This is a genomic window from Corynebacterium lactis RW2-5 (genome assembly GCF_001274895.1).
Lineage (GTDB): Bacteria > Actinomycetota > Actinomycetes > Mycobacteriales > Mycobacteriaceae > Corynebacterium > Corynebacterium lactis.
The window spans coordinates 561,587-585,126 of sequence record NZ_CP006841.1 but is presented as its reverse complement, the minus strand read 5'-3'; the positions used below and the strand labels follow the sequence as shown (position 1 = coordinate 585,126).

The 23,540-nt window shown below is 62.4% G+C and carries 16 protein-coding genes; 6 read left to right on the top strand and 10 right to left on the bottom strand.

Annotated elements, in window-relative coordinates; all coding sequences use genetic code 11:
* Positions 1–106: 106 nt before the first annotated feature.
* Positions 107–1,462: a D-alanyl-D-alanine carboxypeptidase family protein gene (locus CLAC_RS02445; protein ID WP_211255368.1), complete on the top strand. Its 1,356-nt coding sequence runs from the start codon at positions 107–109 to the stop codon at positions 1,460–1,462.
* Positions 1,463–1,493: 31 nt separating this feature from the next.
* On the opposite strand, the gene yhjD is transcribed toward CLAC_RS02445, so the two are convergent.
* The 3 genes from yhjD to CLAC_RS02430 are packed head-to-tail and all read right to left on the bottom strand — an operon-like array spanning position 1,494 to position 4,092.
* On the bottom strand, positions 1,494–2,525 hold the full coding sequence (gene yhjD, locus CLAC_RS02440) for an inner membrane protein YhjD (RefSeq protein ID WP_053411544.1): 1,032 nt from the start codon (positions 2,523–2,525) through the stop codon (positions 1,494–1,496).
* 25 nt (positions 2,526–2,550) lie between these two features.
* Positions 2,551–3,621, bottom strand: coding sequence for a tryptophan--tRNA ligase (trpS, locus tag CLAC_RS02435; RefSeq protein WP_053411543.1), 1,071 nt, complete (start codon positions 3,619–3,621; stop codon positions 2,551–2,553).
* 39 nt (positions 3,622–3,660) lie between these two features.
* Positions 3,661–4,092 (bottom strand): hypothetical protein, encoded by a 432-nt coding sequence (locus tag CLAC_RS02430; RefSeq protein WP_156324747.1) that lies wholly within the window; start codon positions 4,090–4,092, stop codon positions 3,661–3,663.
* Positions 4,093–4,349: 257 nt separating this feature from the next.
* Between CLAC_RS02430 and CLAC_RS02425 the strand changes: the two genes are divergently transcribed.
* Complete coding sequence (locus tag CLAC_RS02425) at positions 4,350–7,193, top strand: DUF6541 family protein (RefSeq protein ID WP_156324746.1); 2,844 nt, start codon at positions 4,350–4,352, stop codon at positions 7,191–7,193.
* Here CLAC_RS02425 and CLAC_RS02420 read toward each other — a convergent pair.
* Together CLAC_RS02420 and CLAC_RS02415 are read right to left on the bottom strand one after the other, a co-directional pair.
* Positions 7,190–8,146 (bottom strand): exodeoxyribonuclease III, encoded by a 957-nt coding sequence (locus CLAC_RS02420; RefSeq protein WP_053411540.1) that lies wholly within the window; start codon positions 8,144–8,146, stop codon positions 7,190–7,192. The genes CLAC_RS02425 and CLAC_RS02420 overlap by 4 nt on opposite strands.
* A gap of 15 nt (positions 8,147–8,161) precedes the next feature.
* A complete protein-coding gene (locus CLAC_RS02415; protein ID WP_053411539.1) occupies positions 8,162–9,409 on the bottom strand; it encodes an MFS transporter in 1,248 nt (415 codons plus the stop codon).
* A gap of 273 nt (positions 9,410–9,682) precedes the next feature.
* Between CLAC_RS02415 and CLAC_RS02410 the strand changes: the two genes are divergently transcribed.
* Both CLAC_RS02410 and CLAC_RS02405 read left to right on the top strand, forming a co-directional pair.
* Complete coding sequence (locus CLAC_RS02410) at positions 9,683–10,669, top strand: hypothetical protein (protein WP_053411538.1); 987 nt, start codon at positions 9,683–9,685, stop codon at positions 10,667–10,669.
* Positions 10,670–10,836: 167 nt separating this feature from the next.
* Positions 10,837–13,059 carry an NADP-dependent isocitrate dehydrogenase gene (locus tag CLAC_RS02405; RefSeq protein WP_053411537.1) on the top strand — a complete coding sequence of 741 codons (2,223 nt, stop codon included), beginning with the start codon at positions 10,837–10,839 and terminating at the stop codon, positions 13,057–13,059.
* 255 nt (positions 13,060–13,314) lie between these two features.
* Here CLAC_RS02405 and CLAC_RS02400 read toward each other — a convergent pair whose 3' ends face one another.
* Together CLAC_RS02400 and CLAC_RS02395 are read right to left on the bottom strand one after the other, a co-directional pair.
* On the bottom strand, positions 13,315–14,151 hold the full coding sequence (locus tag CLAC_RS02400) for a DNA-formamidopyrimidine glycosylase family protein (protein WP_053413213.1): 837 nt from the start codon (positions 14,149–14,151) through the stop codon (positions 13,315–13,317).
* On the bottom strand, positions 14,144–18,940 hold the full coding sequence (locus CLAC_RS02395; RefSeq protein ID WP_082313035.1) for an ATP-dependent helicase: 4,797 nt from the start codon (positions 18,938–18,940) through the stop codon (positions 14,144–14,146). The genes CLAC_RS02400 and CLAC_RS02395 overlap by 8 nt, the downstream gene beginning before the upstream one ends.
* Before the next feature lie 180 nt (positions 18,941–19,120).
* Here CLAC_RS02395 and CLAC_RS02390 point away from each other — a divergent pair, with 180 nt between their 5' ends.
* On the top strand, positions 19,121–20,443 hold the full coding sequence (locus CLAC_RS02390) for an O-acetylhomoserine/O-acetylserine sulfhydrylase (RefSeq protein ID WP_053411536.1): 1,323 nt from the start codon (positions 19,121–19,123) through the stop codon (positions 20,441–20,443).
* A gap of 78 nt (positions 20,444–20,521) precedes the next feature.
* The gene (gene metX / locus CLAC_RS02385; RefSeq protein WP_053411535.1) at positions 20,522–21,676 is read left to right on the top strand and encodes a homoserine O-acetyltransferase MetX; all 1,155 of its coding nucleotides are present in this window, start codon (positions 20,522–20,524) and stop codon (positions 21,674–21,676) included.
* An 11-nt stretch (positions 21,677–21,687) separates the two neighbouring features.
* Here metX and CLAC_RS02380 read toward each other — a convergent pair whose 3' ends face one another.
* Genes CLAC_RS02380 through CLAC_RS02370 form a run of 3 tightly spaced genes read right to left on the bottom strand, consistent with a single transcriptional unit; the run spans position 21,688 to position 23,498 of the window.
* Positions 21,688–22,050 (bottom strand): DUF3017 domain-containing protein, encoded by a 363-nt coding sequence (locus CLAC_RS02380; RefSeq protein ID WP_053411534.1) that lies wholly within the window; start codon positions 22,048–22,050, stop codon positions 21,688–21,690.
* A 37-nt stretch (positions 22,051–22,087) separates the two neighbouring features.
* On the bottom strand, positions 22,088–22,945 hold the full coding sequence (locus CLAC_RS02375; RefSeq protein ID WP_053413212.1) for a bifunctional methylenetetrahydrofolate dehydrogenase/methenyltetrahydrofolate cyclohydrolase: 858 nt from the start codon (positions 22,943–22,945) through the stop codon (positions 22,088–22,090).
* A gap of 34 nt (positions 22,946–22,979) precedes the next feature.
* Positions 22,980–23,498 carry a tRNA (cytidine(34)-2'-O)-methyltransferase gene (locus CLAC_RS02370; RefSeq protein ID WP_053411533.1) on the bottom strand — a complete coding sequence of 173 codons (519 nt, stop codon included), beginning with the start codon at positions 23,496–23,498 and terminating at the stop codon, positions 22,980–22,982.
* Between the last annotated feature and the right edge of the window lie 42 nt (positions 23,499–23,540).

Genomic DNA, 23,540 nt, shown 5'->3' with positions numbered 1-23,540 from the left:
TATCGGGCGAACTGTCCCTGAAGCCACTTTTGCCATTCCGAATAAGCAACCCGGAGACATCCCAATTATTTCCTTCACATGATTGGACACTATTGTCCTATTTATTATGTTTCCTTCTCATTGCCTCCGCGCCAAAGATGGGACCTGCCACTCACACTGGACCACGCGAAGGGGAATCCTCCTGTCCTCCGCTCTGGCCGCACACCTAGTGCTCGCTCCCGCCGGGTTCATCGCGCCATCCGCTACCGGGCAACCCGCGCAATTCATGCAGGAGGCGGCCCCTACGGAGCCGACGGATTCCAATCACGACGAGCCATCCCCGGATTTGCTCAGGAGAGACACCTCCGCCTGTCCCTTCCGGTTCGCGCCCCCTCCCCCGGTGGATAGCTCTGAGGTCCCAACGCCGGGCGCGACCTCCCCCGCCCCGCTCCCGGTTCCCGACATCCCCGCCGGTGGCACCGCCATGTCCGAATGCGATGTCATCGAGGGCACGTCCTTCAAAACTCCCGAGGAAGTGACGGCGTCATCGTGGATTGTCTTCGATGTAAAAACCGGTGATGTCCTAGCGGCCAAGGACCCCCACGGGCGCTACCGCCCGGCTTCCGTGATTAAGGTGCTCCTTGCCTTGGTCGCACTGGAGGAGCTCGACCTGAAGAAATCGGTGCGTGCCACATACGAAGATGCCGCAATCGAGGGCTCTCGTGTCGGAATCGTAGAAGGCGTCGAATACTCCGTCGAGACGCTCCTCACGGGCTTGCTGCTCAATTCCGGCAACGACTGCGGCCACGCGCTATCGCGGATGCTCGGCGGCATGGACGCCACCGTGGAGAAGGTCAATGCAAAAGCGGCGCAGCTAGGCGCCACGGACACCCGGATTTTCAATCCCACAGGACTGGACGCTCCCGGCCAAATGACCTCCGCGTTCGACATGGCTCTGTTCTTCCGGGCCGCGTTCAGCAATCCCACCTACTTAAACCTCTCCGGCCTACAACTGGCGAAAATCCCTGGCAACAAAGAACTTGTAGTCGACGACTTCGACATCGCCAACGATAATCAGCTCCTGTCCTCCGGATTCGAAGGTGCGCTGGGCGGCAAGACCGGCTTCACCGATGATGCCCGCCACACATTCGCGGGAGTTGCAGAAAGAAATGGCCGAAGGCTTGGAACGATTCTCCTGGACACAACCGTTCACGAGGCGCCGCGCCCATGGGAGCAGGCTGCTGGCCTACTCGAATCTGGATTCGATACTCCCCGAGAGACGTCAATCGCTTCTCTGGACACTCAGGCTAAAGGTGACGAGACCCCGCGGATTCCCTTCTTCGGCACAGACAAAAATACCGACCCCAGTGGTCCGATGCAGACGGAAAATTCCTGGCCTGCAATCGGTATCGGAGTCGGTATCGCGGTAGTTGTTTGCCTCGCCGCAGTTATAACGGTAGCCGCTGGAAAGCGCCGTCGTTAAGCGAGTCCCGGTTTGAAACAGAGGGCGAGCGCTACTTGCGCGTCTGCCCGAAGAGGCGGTTCAGACCACTCGAGCTGGCTGCCTCCGCACGAACGTTGATTACGGCCGGGGCGGGAGCGTCGAGCGGCTCTTCGAGGAGAGCTTCCTCGGTGGTGGCAGTCCATGCGGTGGCGTACATCGTGATGCGCCAAATGAGGTAGAAGATAACCATCAGACCGATAACCGGGCCGAAGACCGCTCCGGCGGGGTTCGACAGTGCGTTGGAGAAGAACACGCTACCGAGCTGCTTGACAACCTCCAGGCCAATCGCGCCGATAATGGCACCCTTAGCCGCGGCACTCAGCGGAACTTTGCCGCGCGGCAGGGCGGCGAGCATCCAGAAGAATAGAAGCCAGTTGGCCAGAAGACCGACAGCGATAGCAATCAGGCCGGTAATGACGGTGATACCCGGGACCTCACCCAGGCCCACCTTTTCCAGCAGCGATGATGTCAGGCCGGAGGTTCCGACGGCGGTGACAACGAAGGTCAGTATAATCATGACCAGCATGCCGATCAGTCGAATTAGATCGCGAATCTTACCGAGCACGAAGTTGTTGGCAGCCATCGGACGCTTCCACAGCTGGGTGATAGCCATACGCAAGTTACCCATCCAGCCGAGCCCGGACCAGAGAGTCGCGATGAAACCGACCGTAAAGACGCCGCCAGCCTGGTCGATCGCGCCCTCGATAATTGAGTTGATGGTGTCACCCATCGATCCGTCGATGGAGTCGGTAATAAAGGACTGGATTTGGTTGAGCAGATCCTCATTACCGCGCAGTACGAGGGCCAAAATCGCGAACGCCGTCATAATCAACGGGAAAATCGAAAGCACCGAGAAGTACGTAACAGCGGCGGCGAAGAAGTTTCCGCCCTGCTCCCCGTAGCGCTCCTGCATGCGCATGAGGTGGTCGAACCACCCCCACTTGTCGCGCATGCGGTCAATCGCTCCCGGTTCATCTGCGTGTACGCGTTCGATTCCGTAGCGGTCCGTCTTCTTCGGATCTTTTTGGGTAGAGGATGCCATACCCTCTACATTAACCTGCCACCTATCAGTTCGCGGCCTTTAGGAAGCCAACGCGATCATAAACATCCGCCAGCGTCTTCGATGCGACCTCACGAGCCTTCTCTGCGCCGACCGCCAAAATCCGCTCCAGCTCTCCGCGGTCCGACATGAGCTCCTCGTAACGAGCACGCAGCGGCGTGGTAAACGCCTCCAGAGCCTCTGCGGTGTCGGCCTTGAGCTGGCCGTAACCGGCACCGGATGCGGCGTAGCCCTCGACGATGGAGTCAACCGTCTTATCGGTCAGCGCCGACTGGATTACCAGCAGGTTGGACACACCGGGCTTGTTCTCGCGATCGAAGCGAATCTCGCCGTCATTGTCGGTGACCGCCGAGCGAATGCGCTTGGCCGACACCTTCGGATCGTCCAGCAGGTTGATGATGCCCTTCGGGTTCGTACCCGACTTGCTCATCTTGGCCGTCGGCTCCTGCAGGTCATAAATCTTGGCGGAACCGGCCATGATGTGAGCGTCCGGCACTACGAAGGTCTTCTTGTAACGGGAGTTAAAGCGCTGAGCCAGGTTGCGGGTCAGCTCCAGGTGCTGACGCTGGTCCTCGCCCACCGGCACCAGCTGCGGACGGTAGAGCAGGATGTCCGCGGCCATCAGCATCGGGTAGGCGAACAGGCCCGCCGAAGTATGGTCCGCTCCGCGCTTGGAGGACTTGTCCTTGAACTGGGTCATGCGCGAGGCCTCACCAAAGCCTGTCATGCAGGTCAGCACCCAGCCGAGTTCTGCGTGCTCCGGGACGTGCGACTGCACGAAGAGCACGGACTTCTCCGGGTCAATGCCGAGCGCAATCAGTTGCGCCGCGCCTGCGACGGTGCGCTGACGCAGCTCCTTCGGGTTCTGGTCCACGGTAATGGCGTGGAGGTCCGGGATGAAGTAGAAAGCATCAAAGTCATCCTGGAGGTTAATCCAGTTCTTCAGCGCTCCCAGGTAATTGCCCAGGTGGTACGAGTCCGCCGTGGGCTGGATACCGGACAAAACACGCTGCTTGCGCGTCGTGGTCGCGGCCTTTACTGCTGGGTTTGCTGCTTCGGGACCATTGCTTTCGCTCATAGCCACCTAGTCTAGCGGGTCAGACGAAGCGACTTGCGGTTAGTGCTGCCGCTTTCTACCCGCCGGCGCATCGTCCTCTGCGAGCATCCGCTCCACGACCAGTTTCACGGTTCTGCTAGCTGTCGCCGGGGGCTCGTCCGGGTACAGTCCCCTTACCAAGGTCACCGCCGGGCGGACTCCATGCTCCTTTACGACGCGCCGGACACGCTCCCTCTCGGCAGCGGTCAGCTCCAGCGGGGCGACCGCGGGCCGCCGGGAGAGCGATACCGCTCCCACAACACCGACTAACACGACGAGAAGGAGGCTGGACCATACGGGCCATGAGTACACAAACGAGAAAATCAGCAGGGCAACAAGGATGCCCTCCGCGATTACCAGGGAAACGTTGACGTCAGTGCCGGTGTCCTTCTGCAGGCTCCGCGCAAGTGCCTCCAACGTGGCGTGGTCCTGATTAATGTCGCCTTCCGACATGTCGCCTTCACGTTTGCCCCGCTTCACCGACCGCACGCTCCCTTCGCTACCGGAGTATCCTGCAATGCCTCGGCTCCACGCTGCCTGCATGTCGTTCGCAAACAACCCGCGTGGCCTTTTGGCACTTTCCTTAATTCTAGAGCGTCGGCAAGCGAGGTTGAACGAGAAGATTGCACTCCGGTGCTTAAACTAGATTCATACGTGTGTCCCGACCAGAGGTCGACAGGCGTGATTTTTACGTTTTTATCAGGAGTTTCATGATTGCGACAATCTGCGTGACTATCGTGGCGTTGCTTCTCCCAGGAGCCCTATTTGGATGGGTCTCGGGGATGCGCCCGATGCTGGCGCTTGCGACGGCGGGCCCCATCATGCTGGGAATCACCGGTTTTTCCGCCTGGCTCGCACAAGCCATAGGGCTTTCGCATTCGTGGTTTCTGGTTCTCGCCATGTGGGCTCTCTTTGCGGCGCTGAGTTATCTTGTCCGCAGCTTCATCAAGTCCTCCACTCCGTCGGATAGCTTCTCCTCCGGCTACCTCACGGCGCTGATTACCGCGGCGGTCACGCTTGTTGCGACAACCCGCGTGATGTTCTCGCTGGCGCAAGTTCCGGGAGGCCCCGGCTCGATTCGCGAAGCCTGGGACATGCTGTGGCACACGAACTTCTTGCGCTTCATCCAGGAGACTGGCAACGCCTCGCCAGTTTCGGCCGGCCTGCTTCTCCATCAGGAAACGCACTCGGAGTCCTTTTACCCCTCTGGCTGGCACGCGATGGCGGCGCTGCTGCCGGGCGATATCTTCCTCAACGCGAATGTGTTTTCATTCCTCGCCCCCTCCCTAATTCTGCCTGCAGGCATGGCACTTTTGGCGCGCACGGTGGCAGGTCCAAAATGGGCGACAATCGCGGGCCCCGCAGCGGCGCTGCTGTCGCTGCTGACCCCGGAGATCTGGATTGCACTGTGGAAGACCTCCTCTATGCCATATCTGTTGGCCGTCGCCTGTGTCCCTGCTGCGACTGCGTTGGCGCTGCGCGGCTACATAGTTCCCTCCGGATTGGCAATCGTCGGCGCGCTGACTGTCCACCCTGCCGCCGCCATCACCGTGGCCCTATTTGTAGCGTTGTGGTTTATCACGCAGCCCAGCGTGGCAGGCCTAATCCGCACCGCCCTGATTGGTGTAATCGCAGGCGCTATGTGCATCCCAATCCTGCTGTCTGCACTCGGCCAGGGCGAAAGCGTGGCAGGGTTTACCGGGCAGATCAAGATCCCCCGCGATGAGTCCCTCTGGCGAAGCCTGATTGGCATGTCCAGTTACACGGAGGATATTCAGTTCCCGCTGGTCATGCTCGTACTATTTGCCGCTGGAATCGTGGTCGCGCTACTCCGCCGCCACCCGTGGACGCCGTGGCCAGCACTGGCCTTCGGCCTGCTGTTCATGGTCTCCGATAGCGCTCAGGTGCGCTGGTCGGAGCCTTTCGGCACTTGGCTCAAGGCAATTGGCATGTTCTACTACGACATGCCCTACCGAGTGCAGGCGGCCATGGGCATTCTGCGCGTCCTGCTGGCTGCCCTCGCAATCGCGGGCGTCGTAGCGTTAGTTTCTGCGCTGGTCTCCCGCCTCCGCTCGCGCGCCGACCGCGACGAGAAGACAACTTCCCTGCCATCCGAGGACTCCGCCTCGCTTGACGACGACCCCACCGTCAAAACCTCCCTGACAAACAGCCGGGCAACCGACAACGAACCATCTCGAACGCAGCTCATCGCCGTCGGCGTGGCGGCCGCGGTCGCTCTGGTGCCAATCAGCTGGGTTACCGGCCCGTCGGAGCGTTCGGTGGTCCGCGCGTCCTTCGCCACCACCTATGTCTCAGATGCCGATAAGCAGGCGCTCGAATGGCTGGACAAGCAACCTCACGCCCACGAGGGCCATATTCTCAACGACCGTAAGGACGGCTCCGCATGGATGTACGCAATGTATGGGCTGCCGTCGTTATACCGCCACTTCTCGTTCGGCGACAAGACCGCCACAGCTTCCCCGAAGTTGGCCACGAATGTGGACCTTTTGGGCGTCGGCACGCCCGAGAGCCCGACTGAGCTGAACGAGTACGACGTGGCTGCGCGCAAACTGGGCGTGAACTATATCTTTGTGTCTCCTCCGGTCGTGCAGAACGACGGCACAGAGGCTCTGGCGATGCGATCGTGGGCGTGGCATTCGCCGGGGCTGACGCCGGTCTATCGCGATGGCGCAACGGTCATCTTCGCAGTCAACGCGATGTTCAGCCCCGAGGAGCTGCGGCAAATTGTGAAAAGCTCGCCGCGCCCGACCTCGCGCCCGAGCGATCTTTTCGCGCCGGCGCGGCAGCCGATTATTGCACCGCCGACGGAGACCGTTGACCCGCTGGCAGGTGCCCAGATTAGCGTCGACAGCAGTGAAAACGCGGTTCGGGCCATCAACGACTACCTCGGCCCCACGACGCAGCTAAGTAACAAGATCCTTCCCGGCATTGCGAAGATTCAGAAGCGGGTGCAGGAAATCCTCACCCAGCGCGGCGCGACCCTGGTGCCCCGCAGCGAAGCTTCCGCCTCTGTAGTCTTTGGCACTACCACCGGCACCCCGGAGGAATCAGCGAACGAATCGCGCCCGAATCGAGGCTTCGCAGTATCCGCGATTGTCGACGCCTCCGGCGTGGGCACGGCATCCGACGACCTGGAAACGGATGCGGGGCGTCCCGCCACTTGGCAGCTCGCCGCTGGGCTGCGCGATTCGATGGTCTACCGGGGCTTCGCCCCCGACAGCAAGTTCAACTCCAAGGGCCGGCCGACGACGTTCTACACGGGCCTCGCGCCGCAGACCGTGCGCTCCGACGCTCCCGTAATTCCCACCGCCTCCCTGGCATTTGGCAGCGTGCTCAATGAAAACCTCGCCAAGGACCTCAAAGATCCGGCGATGCAGGAAAAGTGGGCGCTCGCAATCGTCGACGGCATCGCCTCCATGCTGCGGCAAAACCCGCAGCTAGCGGCCGACTCCGCGCTGGCGGGCGGCGGCACAGACTCGAGCCTTTCGGATTCCTCAGCCTATTCGGCTTACTCGGCCTCCTCTGTCTACTAGCGGTACTCCACAATCACCGGCGCGTGATCAGTCCACCGCAAGTCATAGGCGGCCGGCTTGTCTACCACCGATGACACCGCGCGGGCCAACATCGGCGCCGTCACCGCCTGGTAATCAATACGCCACCCCGCATCCGTATCAAAAGCCTGACCACGGTAGGTCCACCACGACCACGGCCCCGCTTCATCCGGCCGCAGACGCCGCGTCACATCAAACCAATCCGGGTCAGCACTAATCGCCGGGGCATCCCAACGGGAACCATCAGAAAAAGCACCGGCCTCCATCTCCTTTGCCGTTGCCAAAACCTGCGAATCCTGCGGAGCCTCATCCGGCCAGCAACCAAACACCGAGTCCATCCACGCGCGCTCCTGTGGCAAGAACCCACTCTTCTTCTTATTCGTCTTCCAATTCTTCAGATCCTGCTCACGGTGGCAGATATTCCAATCGCCACCAATCACCGCACTGTGCCCCTGCCTGCCCCGCTTGCCGACGCCCGCAAGGTAATCCGAGAACGCATCAAGGAAGCGGTACTTTTCGTCCTGCTTCTCACTCAGTGCAGACCCCGAGGGCAGGTACAGGCTTGCGACCTGCACGTCCGTATCCAGGCCCGTCGCAGCGGCCGGTGCGGTGGCGCTGATGAAACGGCCGGACTCTGCGAATTCCTCCGCACCGATGCCGACCGAGACGTCGGAAAGCGGAAAGAGGGAGAGGATTCCCACGCCCGCGCGGCCCTTGGCGGTAAGGTTCTCGGCGCCCAGCCAGTGCCAGCCAGCGTCGAGAGCGGGGGCGAGTGCGGCAGCGGCCTGGGAGTCGGTGGCGCGGACCTCCTGCAGCAGGACGATGTCGGCGCTGGTGTGGCTCAGCCAGTCGATGAGACCGAGGTTAGTTTCGCTGCGCTGCTTCACGGCGGCGCGGATGCCGTTGACGTTGATCGTCGCGATGGTAAGACTCATGCCCCCATACGTTACCTACAGAGTCACCTTGCGGCGGCGACGGTATAGCAGGATGGTCGGGACGGTGATGAGGATGGCGGCAAGCGCCAGACCAGCGCCGCCCAGAGAGGGCGCGCGGTAGCCGTAACCGGAGGCGATGATCCAGCCGCCGAGAGCCGCACCACCGGCGTTGGCCATGTTGAGGGCAGCCTGGTTCAGGGCTGCGGCGAGGGTTTGGGCGCGCCCGGCGACGTCCATGAGGCGGGTCTGCAGGTTCGGCACCAAAATGGAGCCCAGCAGGCCGATGATGAGGAAGTTCGCGGTGCCCAGGATTGCATGCGCGGAGGTGAAGTAGAACGCGGTGAGCATGACCACCATGAGGACGAGGGCAACGAGGATGCCCCATTCGCCGATCCGGTCGGACAGCCACCCGCCGATGTAAGTACCGACCACCATGCCAATGCCGTAGGCCATCAGGACGATCCAGATCCAGCTCTCCGGCAACCCTGCGACCTCGGTCATCGTCCAGGTGATGTAGGTGTAAACCGCGAACATGCCGCCAAAGCCAATCGTTCCGATGGCGACGGTGAGGAGGACCTGTGGCGTGACCAGCGCGGAGAGTTCCTCGATTGGGCGAGTCTTGGGCATGCGGTTCATGTGCGGCACTGCGAACCACAGGGACACCAGCGCTGCCAGGCCAATCACGGCGACGAAGGCGAAGGCCGAGCGCCAACCGTAGACCTGTCCGAGCACCTGCGCGGCGGGCACGCCGATGACCGTCGCCACCGCCAACCCGACGCCCGAGAGTGCCACCGTCTTACCGCGGTTGCCGGGCTTGGCCAACGAGGCTGCGACGAGCCCTGCCACGGAGAAGTAGGCGCCGTGCGGCAGACCGGCGATGAAACGCGAGGCCATCACGGCCTCGAAGGATCCGAGGGTGCCCGCCCACACGGTCGCGCCGTTGCCTATGGTGAATGCGACCATCAGGATCAACAGCATCCGGCGGCGCGGGATTGAACCGGTCAGGACCGTGATTAACGGAGCGCCCACGACGACGCCGAGCGCGTACATGGAGATCATACGCCCGGCGGAATCCTCGGTGCGGCCGAAGGCATCCGCGATGTACGGCAGCAGGCCCATGGCGACGAACTCTGTGACGCCGATACCGAATGCTCCGACATTGAGGGCCAGCAGGACCATCACACGTCGCAGATCGGAAACATGATCCTGCTGAGGAACCGGACGACGTTTGAATGCCCGCTTCGTAGGTTGCTGCACATCCATAGTCTTCTCCGTGGGGATCCTTTCCGGTCGTTGATGTCGTCGTTAGCAGCGAGACCTGTGGCGCAGGCGTTGGGTGCCTGCCGCAGTCCCGCACATCTGCTTCTGGCTGGTTTCAGACAGAAGTGCGACTCTACTCCGCGTATCTAGCCATCCACTATCTCAGGAGCGGATATGAGCCGGTTTTGTAAGCAGAATTACACATTCACTAAACGCGGGTAAGTTCCTAGCTATAGAAAACATTTGAAAATTTATGCGCGAAGGAAGTTCTCTGCCGTGTTTCAGCACTACAATTTGTACGAGTCCCTCGGCCTAAACCCGCAGGACTCTACCCTGCACCTGCGTGAGCAGATTCAAAATACCCTCACCGAACTGCGCAAGCAGGGCCTGGCCCCGAACTCCGGCCCCGTTCAGGAGAATCTGGCCGCACTCAGCATTCTCGGCAACGACTACCGCAGGGGCGAGTACGACCGCAGGCTTGCCGACACCGACGCTGCACCAATCACCATTGCCTCCCTGCGCTCGCTCGCCGCACACCCCGCTCCTGATCGTTCCCCGCAGCCCCCTGCAGGTACTGAGGTTAGTAGGAATCAGAGCGCAACCGATTCCGATTCTGCACAGCCGACCGATACGGCCCTGGACTGGAAGGTCGCGGATTCTGCGGCGCATCCACCATTTCCGCCCGCTAAGCCCAAGGTGGTTGTCCGCGATGTGTCGCCGCTGCCAGAGGGCGCGGCACACAAAGACTTGTGGAAGCGCCTGCCTAAGATTCCTCGTGTGGTCGCAGCTCTGCTGTCCACCAGCTTTGCCCTCAGTTTCCTAACAATGCTGTGGGCAACATTCGAAGGGTTTTACTATTTGTCGGAGATAGAAGGCGCGAAAAACGCCGATTCTTCAGGACTCCTCGGAGCCATCGCCGGCCTCGGCACTGTATTCGGAGCAATTCTCCCACTTGTCGTCACTCCGGTAGTGCTTGTAACCGGACTCGTCGTCGCACTGCTCAGCTTGTACTGGGTTCGTGAGATTCTTCTAGGCCGCAGTGCGACCGCCGGCATTTTCCTACCCACCTCCACAGCAACAACGGGCATTGCTGCCACCGCAGCCTTCATCCTCTTTGTTGGCACCTACTCTGGGGCGCTGCTAGGCGTGGCCGGGGTTTTGCTGTTTGTAGTGACCGGACTGTCCCTGACGGGCGAGGTCAAGGCATGGTTCCGAGGCAAGATTCTGGTGAAAACGACTGCGCCGACGGGACGGACCGCTTAGACAAAAGTACGCATATTCATAAAAACGTACGAATATGCACATATGTGATTTGAGTCACTTCTCGTCGTTATTCGCATCACAAATGGCATTAGTGCGCTATGCCCCATTGCGCATAAATCATCAAAACTGCGTTATCGTGGAACAAAACAGATAGGAGTACTAACACTATGGCGACCATTTACTGGACCCGCACCGACGAAGCCCCGCTGCTCGCGACCTACTCGCTGAAGCCGATTGTGGAGGCTTTCGCCAGCCAGGCGGGCGTTAACGTCGAGACCCGTGACATCTCTCTGGCCGGACGAATCCTCGCCCAGTTCCCGGAGCGCCTCTCGGAGGACCAGAAGGTCGAGGACGCGCTGGCTGCTCTTGGTGACCTGGTCAAGGAGCCGCACGCAAATATCATCAAGCTGCCGAACATCTCCGCTTCTGTTCCGCAGATTAAGCGTGCCGTCGCCGAGCTGCAGGAAAAGGGCTACGACATCCCGAAGTACAAGTCGCAGCCGGAGGGCGAAGAAGAGACCGCCGACCGCGCCAAATTCGACAAGGTCAAGGGTTCTGCCGTCAACCCGGTTCTGCGTGAGGGCAACTCCGACCGCCGCGCCCCGGAAGCCGTCAAGAGCTTCGCTCGCAAGCACCCACACCGCATGGGCGCTTGGGTTTCCGACTCCAAGACCAACGTCGCCACCATGGCCTCCAACGACTTCCGCCACAACGAGAAGTCCGTCATCATGCCGGCCGATGACAAGCTGACCTACCAGCTCGAGGCGAACGACGGCCACGTCATCACCCTGAAGAAGGACATGCCGGTCCTCAAGGGCGAGATTATCGACGGCACTGGCATGAACGTCCATATCCTGGCTAACTTCCTGCGCGCCCAAATTCGCCGCGCACAGCGTGAGAACATCCTGTTCTCCGTGCACCTGAAGGCCACCATGATGAAGGTCTCCGACCCGCTGATTTTCGGCGAGGTCGTCAAGGCATTCCTGCCGTCCGTATTCCCGAAGTTCGAGTCCAAGCTGGCCGCAGCCAACCTGACCCCGGACAACGGCCTGGGCGCCATCCTCGATGGCCTCCACAAGCTGGACGACGCCACTGCGGCAGCCGTCAAGAAGGCCATCGAGAAGGACCTGGCTGAGGGCCCGGCACTGTACATGGTCAACTCCGACAAGGGCATCACCAACCTGCACGTTCCGTCCGACGTCATCGTCGACGCTTCCATGCCGGCCCTGATTCGCAACGGCGGCAAGGGCTGGGGCCCGAAGGGCGAGGAAAACGACACCCTCGCGGTCATCCCGGACTCCTCCTACGCCGGCGTCTACCAGGCGGTTATCGACGATTGCCGCGAAAACGGCGCCTACGATCCGGCAACCATGGGCACCGTCCCGAACGTCGGCCTGATGGCTCAGAAGGCCGAGGAGTACGGCTCCCACGACAAGACCTTCCAGATTCCGGTCGACGGTGTCCTGCAGGTCATCAACTCCGCCGGCGAGGTCCTCATCGAGCACCACGTCGCAGAGGGCGACATCTGGCGCTCCTGCCAGACCAAGGACGCCCCGGTCCGTGACTGGGTCAAGCTGGCCGTCACCCGCGCCCGCGCAACCGGCGACCCGGCTGTGTTCTGGCTGGATCCGCAGCGCGCTCACGACGCCAACCTGATTACCAAGGTCAACGAGTACCTGGCTGACCACGACACCGAGGGCCTGGACATCCGCATCATGGACCCGGTGGCTGCCACCAAGTTCTCCATCGAGCGCATCCGCCGCGGCGAGAACACCATCTCCGTTACCGGTAACGTCCTGCGTGACTACCTCACCGACCTGTTCCCGATCATGGAGCTGGGTACCTCCGCGAAGATGCTCTCCGTCGTTCCGCTGATGGCTGGCGGCGGCCTGTTCGAGACCGGTGCTGGCGGATCCGCTCCGAAGCACGTCCAGCAGGTCGAGGAGGAAAACCACCTCCGCTGGGACTCCCTCGGTGAGTTCCTGGCTCTGGCCGAGTCCCTGCGCTACGCCGCAAGCGACGACAACGACCCGCGCCCGAGCGTCCTGGCAGATGCCCTGGACAAGGCGACCGCCACCCTGCTCGACGAGGGCAAGTCCCCGTCCCGCAAGGTCGGCGAAATCGACAACCGCGGCTCCCACTTCTACCTGGCCCTGTACTGGGCTCAGGAGCTGGCAGCTCAGGACGAAAACTCCGAGCTGAAGGAGGTATTCGCACCTGTCGCCAAGGCACTGTCCGAGAAGGAAGAGTCCATCGCTAAGACTCTCCTCGAGGTTCAGGGCTCCCCGGCCGACCTGGGCGGCTACTTCCTGCCGGACGATGAGAAGGCCTTCGCGGTCATGCGCCCGTCCGCAGAGTTCAACGAGATTATCGACGGACTGAAGAAGTAACCTTGCAGCGCTAGCTACCAAGCGCCTAGCCCCGGCTCCGCAGAAGGGGCGCGATCAGATGGATTTTTCCTGATTGCGCCCCTTTTCTCATGCTTGCTGCTCGTTTCCTTTTGAGGCAAGGCTTTAAAGAAGTACGCACGGCCGGATTTTTTGCCAGCTTTTTGGCAGAAGTAACGCGAAAATCGAGCGTACTTCCTACAAAAAGCTGGCAAAAATGCCGAAGGGAGCTATCGCCGCAGTCAACGCACCCTGCTCCTACTCCTGCGCCCGGTGCAATAGCGGCTGGCAGTTCGGACACCACCAGATAATCCGCTCTAGCTCCTCCTCCGGGTCTCTGACAAGGGTGTCCTTGCGGATAGTTGTTCCGCATCTCCGGCATGGCTTTTGATTCCGCCCGAAGACGAAGCTGGTCTGGCCTGGTTGTTTTACGCCCGTCGTCACGCGTACCGGCGAGAGCCTGTTTGCCCACATCAGCCTTCGCGCCAAGTCCAGCACGCGTTTCGTATCGACGTACCGCACTGGAGTGGCCGGGTGAAAGCCACCCAGGAAACAGATCTCCGCACGGTACTCGTTTCCGACTCCAGCGAGCACCTTCTGATCCAGCAGCGCCAGCCCTATCGCGCGGTCGGGATCAGCCAGGAGCCGACGCCGGGCCTCCGCGCGGCCACATTCCTCCCAATCGTCTCCCAGCACATCGGGGCCCAGGTAGGACACGTGGGTCTCATACTCGTCGAACGGGAATACACGCACGAGCCCCAGCTCGTGGCCTACAACCTCGATGGGACGACTACCGGGGGCGTTGCTGTCGTCGGCAAGCGTGAGGACGACGCGCGCGGTGTGCCCGGGCTTGTGCCAGCGCGCGCCGAGGCGATGGGCCGACCAGGTGCCCTCCATTTTGAGGTGCGTGTGAAGTACGGTGCCACCGAAGTCCATGAAAAGGTGCTTGCCGTAGGGCCAGACGCGGCGCACGACGCTACCATCGAAGGAGGTCACTGCGTATTTCGGCACGCGAATCGACGTGGTCAGCACCTCGCGACCGACCATGAACTGCATGCGGTGCGCGAGACGGTAGACGGTGTCTCCCTCAGGCACGACCGCCTCCATTATCTGCGCCAGACGTTGCCGCGATGCGCACGCCCTTCGGGGTAATCCTCGCGCCGGCTGCGCGCAGACGCTGCGCCCACTCGGAGCCAATCACAGCCTCGCCGTTGACCTTCTCGATTACGATGCGCTTCATCATGTTGGACGACACCGCCTGTTGGAAGGCCGACACCACCAGGGGAAGGACATCGGCGTAATCCAGCCCGACCGGCGGCGTGAAGATGCTCAAGTTCCTGCCGCCACGGGTGAGGTAGGCGACGCAGAGGCCGTCGGCAAGCACAACCAGGCTTCCAGCGGAACGGGTCGGGCCCTGCTCCGGCCACGGCAGTGCGGCGCCGTAGGGGTTGGCGGGGTCAACGGCGGCGAGGACGTAGACCTCGGGGTCCGTCGTGCCGGAGGGCCAGCCCTCCACGTCGGCACTATCGGCGAGCAAGCGCAGTCGGTCGACGACGGCGGGCGTGGAAAATTGCGCCGCGCCGAGCCCATCGATGATGAGCCCGCGCATGGCCTTGCCCACCTCCTCAAAACGCGTGAGTACCTTATACGCCAAGGCGAAGCCACCGAGAGTGTTCTCGGCAACCACGCTTCCCCGCGTGACGACGCCGTAGCGCTCCAACCAGGCCTCACCGTGCGCGACAGAGCGCGACGTGGAGTTCGTATCCGCAGGAACGGTCAACGACCAACGGCCCACCATGTCCGGCGGCACCATGGCACGCTGCGCCTGCGCGAAACTAGTGCGCCCCATCCGCAGCCGGCCACGAGTTGGCGTGCGCTTGGCGCGGTGGGCGGTCCTCGTCCCGCTGGAGCCGCCGGAGCCGCTGAGCCTGGCGCGCAGTGGCGCGAAACCGTCCGGGCTGATCAACCCCAGCTCGAACAGGGCCCACAGGGCCTCGCGCAGGTCGGCGTTAGTATGCGACGTTCCGAGGTGTGCGCCTGGGTCCTCGGCCTCGCCCGCCGAGACCTCCTGGTCGATAAGGCTAAACAGGAATCCGCCGCCGCCACCGCCGCGAGAGAGCACGTCGAGGACCTTTGTTTGCAGCGCGCTGAGAACCGGTGGCTCGGAGGAGTCGGGGACCTCAATCAGCTGCGCCGCGTAGTCAGTCGGCAGCAGCATCACCCACGGGTCCGCGCTACCGGCACTGCCCGCGCCGACCACCAGCACTTCCCCGTTGGCGGTGAGCTCGTCGAGGTCGCGCGGCTGATAATCGCGCACACGCTGCGGCAGGACCACGCTCTCCCAGGCAGACGCCGGAAGCCTCACGCCCGCAAGCTGCTCGATGACGGTGAAAACCCCGTCGGCGCCGCGCAGCTCCGGCCGCGCGCCCACGGGTGCGACCTGCTGCCACGCGGGCAGGAAGCGGCCGAGCGCGGAGGCGCTAACCGGTTCCGTCTGCGCGCGGGCCGCCGCCAGCGATCGGGTCCGGATAATCTTCAGGACCTCCGGCGCAACGAACTCCGCCTCGTCGATGCCCTGCCGGTAGTGGCCGCTAACCAAGGCCTTCTGCTCCACCAGCTTCGACAGCAGCGAATGCGCAACGCTTGCGGCCAGGCCGAACGCGCGGGCAACGTCGCCGCGAATAAACGGCCCGTGTGTCCTGGCCCACCGGGTTACTAGCTGCTCCAGGGCATCTGGAATAGTCTCAGGCTGCGCGGCGACCGCCGGGGGCACGGGAACGCCGAGGCCATCGCGAAGCAAAGCGGCGTCTAGCGACTGCGCCAGGTGCGGCACTCCCGCTATACGCACCTCCATGACGCGGGAGCCCAGCTCCGCGCGCGCCTGCTCGAAGCTTACATCCGAAACCTCCCCCACCTCGCCGACCGGGATGGGGCCAACCACGCGCAGGGTGTCGATCAGCTGCTCCGCAGTTTTCGCTTTCCGACGCTCCGAACGGCGGCGAACGTCCAGGTCCACCTCGGCGATGATCTCGGGGTCGAGAAGGTCCCGAAGTTCCACCCCGCCCAGCAGCTGGGTCAGCAGTGCCGGATCCAGAGACAGCGCGGCCGCGCGTTTCTCCGCCAAGGGGCTGTCCCCCTCGTACATGAACGCGCCGGTGTAGGTAAACAGAATCGACGAGGCGAACGGGCTCGCCTCCTGGGTGGTGACCTCGGCGATGCGCACCCTGCCCTGCTGCAGATCCTGGCACAGTTTCGTCAGTGCGGGCAGGTCGTAGACATCCTGAAGGCACTCGCGCACAGTCTCTAGGACGATGGGGAACTTCGGGTACCGCTTTGCGACATCCAGCAGCTGCGCCGAGCGCTGCCGCTGCTGCCACAGCGGGGCTCTCTTGCCGGGATTGCGACTAGGGAGCAGCAGGGCACGCGAGGCGCACTCCCTAAACCGGGAGGCAAACAGCGCGGAGTTACCCACTTGATCTGCGACTATCTGCTCAATGTCACCCGGGTCAATGCGGAATAGCTCGGCATCGGGCTCCCGATCTGAGTCGGGAATGCGCAGCACGATGCCGTCGTCGGAGGACACCGGCTGCGCGTCCATGCCGGTGGACAAAGAGAACTTCGCGCCGGCAGCCAGTGCCCACGCGGCATTGACGCCCTTGCCGTACGGGCTGTGCAACACCACGCGCCAATCCCCCAACTCATCCCGGAAACGCTCCAGAATCAGCGTCTTCTCGTCGGGCACGATGCCGGTGGCCTCTGCTTGCTCGGCAAGGTAGGCAAGTAAATTTCTCCGGGAGTTTTCGTCCAGGTCCGTGGTATCAAGGCTCGCGGAATTGGCACGCACGGAGCGTCGGAAAGCACCGAGCGCCGCACCCAGCTCTGCGGGACGACCAGCCTGATCGCCATTCCAAAAGGGCAGGCGGCCGGTGTGGCCCGGCGCGGGAGTGACCAGGACCTGGTCACGGTTGATCTCCTCAATCCGCCAGCTAGAGGCGCCCAGCGTGAACACGTCGCCGACGCGAGATTCGTAGACCATCTCCTCGTCCAGCTCGCCGACGCGGCGGGGCACCCCGGAGTCGGCCCCGCCGGCCAGGAATACCCCGAACATGCCGCGGTCGGGAATGGTGCCACCATTAATCACGGCGGTGCGCTGCGCTCCTGGCCGGGCCGAAAGCATGCCATTGACGCGGTCGAAGACGACCCGGGGCTTCAGCTCGGCGAAATCGGTTGAAGGGTAGACACCCGAGGTCAGGTCGATGGCGGCGTCGAAGACCTCCCTGGAAAGGTTGCGGTACGGGTAGGCGCCGGTGACGCTGGCGAACCAGTCGTCGACGTGAATATCCTCGACCGCGACGGCCGCGATGGTCTGCTGAACCAGCACGTCGAGGGCGTTTTCGGGAACATGCAGCTCCTCAATCAGGCCCTGCTGCATGCGATCGACGATGACGGCCGTCTGCAGCAGGTCCGCCCGGTGCTGCGGGTAGAAGGATCCCTTCGACACCGCGCCCACGACGTGCCCGGCGCGGCCGACGCGCTGCAGGCCTGAGGCCACTGACGGAGGGGACTGCACCTGAATGACCTTGTCCACGGCACCCATGTCGATGCCCAGCTCCAGCGAGCTGGTCGCCACCACCGCGCGTAGAGCCCCCGCCTTCAGCATCGACTCGGTCCGAGCTCGCTCGTCCTTCGATACCGAGCCGTGGTGCGCGCGGGCTATTACAGAGTCCACGGTGGTCACGGCATCAACAGCCTTCATGACCTGGGCCGGCGGGCGACGCAGTGGCGGCGTGAGCGATTCGGGGTCGGTGCGCTCGGCGTGAATTTCATTGAGCCTGCTGGTCAGGCGCTCCGCCGTGCGGCGCGAGTTGACGAAGACGAGAGTGGAGCGGTTGGACATCACCTCGTCGTAGATCTCGGTCTCGATGAAGGGCCAGATGGAGTTGCGCGTGGGCAGGGCCGACTCGCCCTCCCCGAATACGGCATCGCCTTCCATGTCGAGTACATCATCGCTGCCGAAGCCACCGCCAAAGCTACCGTCGAAGTCGTTGCTGGCGTTTGCCTCGGGCAGCTCCGCCATGTCCTCCACTGGCACGCGGACACGCAGCTTCCAGTCCTTTTGTGCCGGCGGATTGATGATCTCCACGGGCCGGTCTCCGCCGAGAAATTTTGCCACGGTTTCGAGGGGACGAACGGTAGCCGACAGTCCGATGCGCTGAATGTGCCTGTCTTCTTTCGAATTGGCGCAGACAAGCCGCTCCAGCCTCTCCAGGCTCAGGGCCAGGTGGACACCGCGTTTCGTGCCCGCCAGCGCGTGAATCTCGTCGATGATGACCGTGTCGACTGCCTGCAAGATTTTCCGTGCCTTGGACGTAAGCATCAGGTACAGCGACTCCGGCGTGGTGATCAGAATATCCGGCGGGTTCCGGACCTGCCGCGCACGCTCGTTCGGCGACGTATCCCCCGAGCGCACAGCCACGGAAATCTTTGTCTGTGCCTCTCCTAGCCGCGCCGCCACCGCGTTGATGCCGGTCAGAGGTGCGCGCAGGTTATTTTCCACATCCACGCCCAGTGCCTTCAGGGGTGAGATGTAGAGGACGCGCACCCCTCGTTGCCCGTTCCCGTCCGGTTCTCTCTCCGCTTTCCGACGGCCGGAGCCCCGGTTCTCCGCATTACCCCCGCTGACTAAGGAGTTGATTGCCCACAAGAATGCCGCAAGCGTCTTACCCGAGCCGGTGGGCGCGACGACTAATGCATTCTCACCCGCGGAGATTGCCGACCAGGCCCCCTCTTGCACTGCAGTGGGGCCAGCGAAGACGTCACGAAACCACGTCGCCACTGCCGGGGAGAACCGGTTTAGTACGTCGGATTCGTGGGGTGAACTCATACTGACTATTTAAACACTGAGGGCGGACCACCCCACCGCAGTTGCGTACCAAGCGGGCTATTTAGAGTCAGTCCCGCTCCCTTTTACCCTTCTCTACAGCCCTCTTGCAATAGACAGCTTGGTTCACTATTGTTTTTACACACAGTTCAAGAAACATATTTTTTAAGGAAGCTTGCAACTATGACCACCAAGTACGACAACAGCGATGCCACCAACTGGAGCCTCGAGACCCGCACCATTCACGCTGGTTTTAGCCCGGACGGCGAGACCTCGGCGCGCAACCTGCCGATTTACAACACCTCCTCCTACGTCTTTGACTCAGCAGAGCACGCCGCCAACCGCTTTAACCTGTCGGACGCCGGCCCGATTTACTCCCGCCTGACCAACCCGACTGTCGATGCCGTCGAACAGCGCATCGCCAGCCTCGAGGGAGGCGTCGCAGCCGTACTATTCGCCTCCGGCCAGGGTGCCGAGACCGCCGCCATCCTGACCCTTGCGCGCGCGGGCGACCATATTGTCGTCTCGCCGCGCCTTTACGGCGGCACCGAAACCCTGTTCAAGGTCACTCTCCCGCGCCTTGGCATCGACGCCACCTTCGTTGAGAACCCGGACGATCCGGAGTCCTGGCAGGCTGCGGTTCAGGACAACACCGTCGGCTTCTACGCGGAGTCCATCGCCAACCCGCAGGTCGACGTACTCGATGTCCCGGCAATCTCCGAGGTCGCTCACCGCAACAACGTTCCGCTCATCGTGGATAACACCGTGCCGACCGCCGCGCTGTTCCGCCCGCTGGAGCACGGCGCCGACATCGTTGTCGCCTCCACGACCAAGTACCTGACCGGCAACGGCTCCGCCCTCGGCGGCGTGATTGTCGATGGCGGCAAGTTCGACTGGACCTCCCAGCGCGACGGCCGCGACATCTTCACCAACTTCACCGAGCCCGACGAGGCCTACCATGGCCTGAAGTTCGCGGACCTGGGCGCCCCGGCCTTCGCACTGCGCGCTCGCGCGGGCATTCTCCGCGACACCGGCGCTGCCCCAGCCCCGTTCAACGCGTGGGTTCTCGCCCAGGGACTCGACACCCTGGCCCTGCGCATCGAGCGACACAACTCCAACGCGCAGGCAGTGGCCGAGTTCCTCGAAGCCAACGACAAGGTCGCTAAGGTCAATTACGCTGGCCTGGAGTCCTCGCCGTGGAACGCTACTGTGAAGAAGCTGGGGCTGGCAGGCGCCGGTGGCGTGCTCAGCTTCGACCTGGCGGATGCCGACACCGCCAAGGCTTGGAAGTTCATCGATGCCCTGAAGCTGCACTCCAACGTCGCAAACATCGGCGATGTCCGATCTCTGGTCGTCCACCCGGCCACCACGACCCACTCCCAGTCGGACGAGGCGGGGCTCACCCGCGCCGGCATCTCACAGGCGACCATTCGCCTTTCCGTCGGCATCGAGAACGTCGACGACATTATCGCCGACCTCAATGCCGGCTTCGCCGCGCTCGACTAAAAGCATCGAACTCTAGTCGGCCGTCTTTAAAGCCGAATAGTTCGTAAACGTCGCTGCAGACCGAGTAGTCTATACAACATGACAGTCGAATCTGCCCCGCATTCGGTTTCCCTCCCACCAGAGGGCGAACCCGGTCACGTCCGCATCGGCGACGTGACCACTGAAGCTGGTGCCGTCATCAAAGACGTGACCGTCGAGTTCGAGCGCTGGGGGCGCCTCAATGCGGACGCCTCCAACGTCATCGTTCTCGAGCATGCCCTCACAGGAGATGCGCATGCCTCCGGCCCCGCCGATATCGACCGCCCGACCGCGGGCTGGTGGAACGGCATGATCGGCTCCGCCCGTGCCCTCGACACCGACAAATACTGCATCATCTGCACCAATGTGATTGGCGGCTGCCGCGGCACCACAGGCCCCTCCTCCCCGCATCCCGACGACGGCAGCCCCTGGGGTTCACGCTTTCCCGCTATCTCAGTGCGCGACACCGTCACCGTCGAACACATGGCGCTCAAGGCCCTCGGTATCACCCACGTTCACGCGGTTATCGGAGGATCTCTCGGAGGCGCCAGAAGCCTCGAGTGGACACTGATGCACCCGGATTTCGTCGGCAAGGCGCTGGTCATGTGCGTCGGCGCGCGCGCAAGCGCCTGGCAGATCGGTATGCAGTCGGCGCAGATTCAGTTCATCGAATCCGACCCCGATTGGCACGGCGGAGACTACTACGAAAAGGGCGTTGCACCGGATCGTGGCCTAGGGTTTGCGCGTCGCATCGCGCACTTGACCTACCGCGGCGAGCTCGAGCTCGACGACAGGTTCGGCGCGACCGCCCAGCCGGGTGAAAACCCGCTGAGCCCGATGCGCACCGCCGACCGATTCCAGGTGGAGAGCTACCTCGACCACCAGGCGGAAAAGCTGGCCCAGCGTTTCGACGCGGGTTCATACGTTGTGCTCACTGACACTCTCAACCGCCACGATATCGGGAGGGGCCGAGGTGGAATGAACGAGGCGCTCCATTCGTCGAAAGTCCCGACAATGGTTGCCGGCGTGGACACCGACATCCTCTACCCCTTCCACCAGCAGGAACACCTTGCCCGCAATCTCGGCAACTGCCTGGGGCTGGAAAGAATTGAATCCGCCGTGGGACACGACGGATTCTTGACCGAGTTCGAGCGGGTCGACGGAATTGTGCGCAAGTTCCTCAAGGAGGAACCGGAGCTACCCCAATCTGCCTAAGCGAAAAGGGGCTAGCTCCCCAGCGCGTCAACGCTGACCGAGAGAAAAACCATCCCGGCGCCTATGACCGTGCAGAAGGTGAGGTCGAAAAGTTTCGACCTCACCGAGAACACGCCCAGGATCTTGTCCGGAAGGTACTGCCGAATCACGCCCAGCAAAATCATGGTCATGCCCAGCATGAATGTGGCTCGGCGCCATCTTTCAAGGCCGAGGAATACTAGGAAAGCACCAATACCGAAGAAGAGTGCCCCATAGAGCGCATACTGCACCCATAGCGGCCAGGCGGCCCCCATGGGGGCCTCGTCCTTAGTGTGCGGATTGACCTTCGGATCGGGTAAATCCTCGGGGCGCGCACGCCGGGCAATTTCTCTCATCAGCTGCTTTCTGGTCCTGGTCGGTTCCTTACGCGGCCTACTTCAGGCCGGCCAGCTGCTCCGCCCTCTCGACGACGTTGGCAACCAGGAATGCGCGGGTCAGCGGGCCGACGCCGCCCGGGTTCGGGGAAACGTATCCGGCAACGTCCCAGACATCCTCGGCTATGTCGCCGGCCAGCTTGCCGTCGACACGCGAAACTCCCACATCGAGCACAGCTGCACCCGGCTTGATCATGTCGGCGGTGAGCATGTGAGCCACACCGGCCGCGGCGATGACAACATCCGCGTTACGTGTCTCCGCGGCCAGGTCCTTCGTACCAGTGTGGCAGAGGGTGACTGTGGAATTCTCGCTGCGACGGGTCAGCATCAACCCAATCGGGCGGCCGACGGTGACGCCACGCCCGATGACTACGACCTTGGCACCATTTAGCTCAACACCAAAGCGACGCAGGAGGTGAATGCAGCCGTTCGGGGTACACGGCAGCGGTGCTGGCTCATTGAGCACCAGCTTGCCGAGGTTCACCGGGTGCAGGCCGTCGGCATCCTTCTCAGGGTCAATCATCTCCAGGATGCGGTTTTCGTTCAGGTGCTTCGGGAGTGGAAGCTGCACAATGTAGCCGGTGCAAGCCGGATCCGCATTCAGCTCATCGATTACGGCTTCGAGCTGCTCCTGCGTGGTATCTGCCGGCAGGTCTCGACGGATAGAGGCAACACCGATCTGCTCGCAGTCGCGGTGCTTCATCTTTACGTAGGCGTGGCTTCCCGGGTCGTCTCCGACCAGGACGGTAGCCAGGCCCGGAGTGTGGCCTGCTTCCTTCAGACGCTCTACGCGCTTCGCCAAATCTGCGAAGATTTCATCTCGGTACAGTTTGCCATCAAGCTTTGTCGCTGCCATGGCATTCATCATAGGGGGGACTAAGTGCAGAAGCCTACTTTGCGCGCGCGAATCCCTGCTGCCGCCAGGCTTCGTATGCCGCGACGGCGGCGGCGTTCGACAAGTTCATGCTGCGCCTCCCAGGAAGCATGGGAATCCGTACTAGCTCGGCGATCCGACTATCCTCCAGCACCGACTGATCCAGCCCGGTCGGCTCCGGGCCGAAGAGGAGAACGTCGGTGTGCCGGTATTCAATATCCGTGTACCACGTGTCTGAGTGCGCGGTGAACGCGAAGATTCGGCTACCCCTGGAATGGAATAGCTCAAGTGCGTCCTCGATGGATTCGTGAAGCTTGACGTCGGCGAGGTCATGGTAGTCCAGCCCGGCGCGACGCAGGTTCTTGTCGTCGAAGTTAAAGCCCAGCGGCTTCGCCAGGTGCAGCATAGCGCCGGACCCAGCGCACATGCGGATCGCATTTCCCGTATTCGGTGGGATAACCGGTCGGTCGAACATCACGTGACATGTGTGCTCGCAAAGCCAGGACTCGGGGTCGTTGGATTCGTCGTTATGCATAGGTTTCGCTCTGCTTTTTGTACTGCTCTTTTGTACTCTCGT

Excerpts from the sequence above, each read along its gene's own strand:
- CLAC_RS02445 (WP_211255368.1), top strand. The coding sequence starts at position 107 with ATGTTTCCTTCTCATTGCCTCCGCGCCAAAGATGGGACCTGCCACTCA.
- yhjD (WP_053411544.1), bottom strand. The coding sequence starts at position 2,525 with ATGGCATCCTCTACCCAAAAAGATCCGAAGAAGACGGACCGCTACGGA.
- trpS (WP_053411543.1), bottom strand. The coding sequence starts at position 3,621 with ATGAGCGAAAGCAATGGTCCCGAAGCAGCAAACCCAGCAGTAAAGGCC.
- CLAC_RS02430 (WP_156324747.1), bottom strand. The coding sequence starts at position 4,092 with ATGTCGGAAGGCGACATTAATCAGGACCACGCCACGTTGGAGGCACTT.
- CLAC_RS02425 (WP_156324746.1), top strand. The coding sequence starts at position 4,350 with ATGATTGCGACAATCTGCGTGACTATCGTGGCGTTGCTTCTCCCAGGA.
- CLAC_RS02420 (WP_053411540.1), bottom strand. The coding sequence starts at position 8,146 with ATGAGTCTTACCATCGCGACGATCAACGTCAACGGCATCCGCGCCGCC.
- CLAC_RS02415 (WP_053411539.1), bottom strand. The coding sequence starts at position 9,409 with ATGGATGTGCAGCAACCTACGAAGCGGGCATTCAAACGTCGTCCGGTT.
- CLAC_RS02405 (WP_053411537.1), top strand. The coding sequence starts at position 10,837 with ATGGCGACCATTTACTGGACCCGCACCGACGAAGCCCCGCTGCTCGCG.
- CLAC_RS02395 (WP_082313035.1), bottom strand. The coding sequence starts at position 18,940 with ATGAGTTCACCCCACGAATCCGACGTACTAAACCGGTTCTCCCCGGCA.
- CLAC_RS02390 (WP_053411536.1), top strand. The coding sequence starts at position 19,121 with ATGACCACCAAGTACGACAACAGCGATGCCACCAACTGGAGCCTCGAG.
- metX (WP_053411535.1), top strand. The coding sequence starts at position 20,522 with ATGACAGTCGAATCTGCCCCGCATTCGGTTTCCCTCCCACCAGAGGGC.
- CLAC_RS02380 (WP_053411534.1), bottom strand. The coding sequence starts at position 22,050 with ATGAGAGAAATTGCCCGGCGTGCGCGCCCCGAGGATTTACCCGATCCG.
- CLAC_RS02375 (WP_053413212.1), bottom strand. The coding sequence starts at position 22,945 with ATGGCAGCGACAAAGCTTGATGGCAAACTGTACCGAGATGAAATCTTC.
- CLAC_RS02370 (WP_053411533.1), bottom strand. The coding sequence starts at position 23,498 with ATGCATAACGACGAATCCAACGACCCCGAGTCCTGGCTTTGCGAGCAC.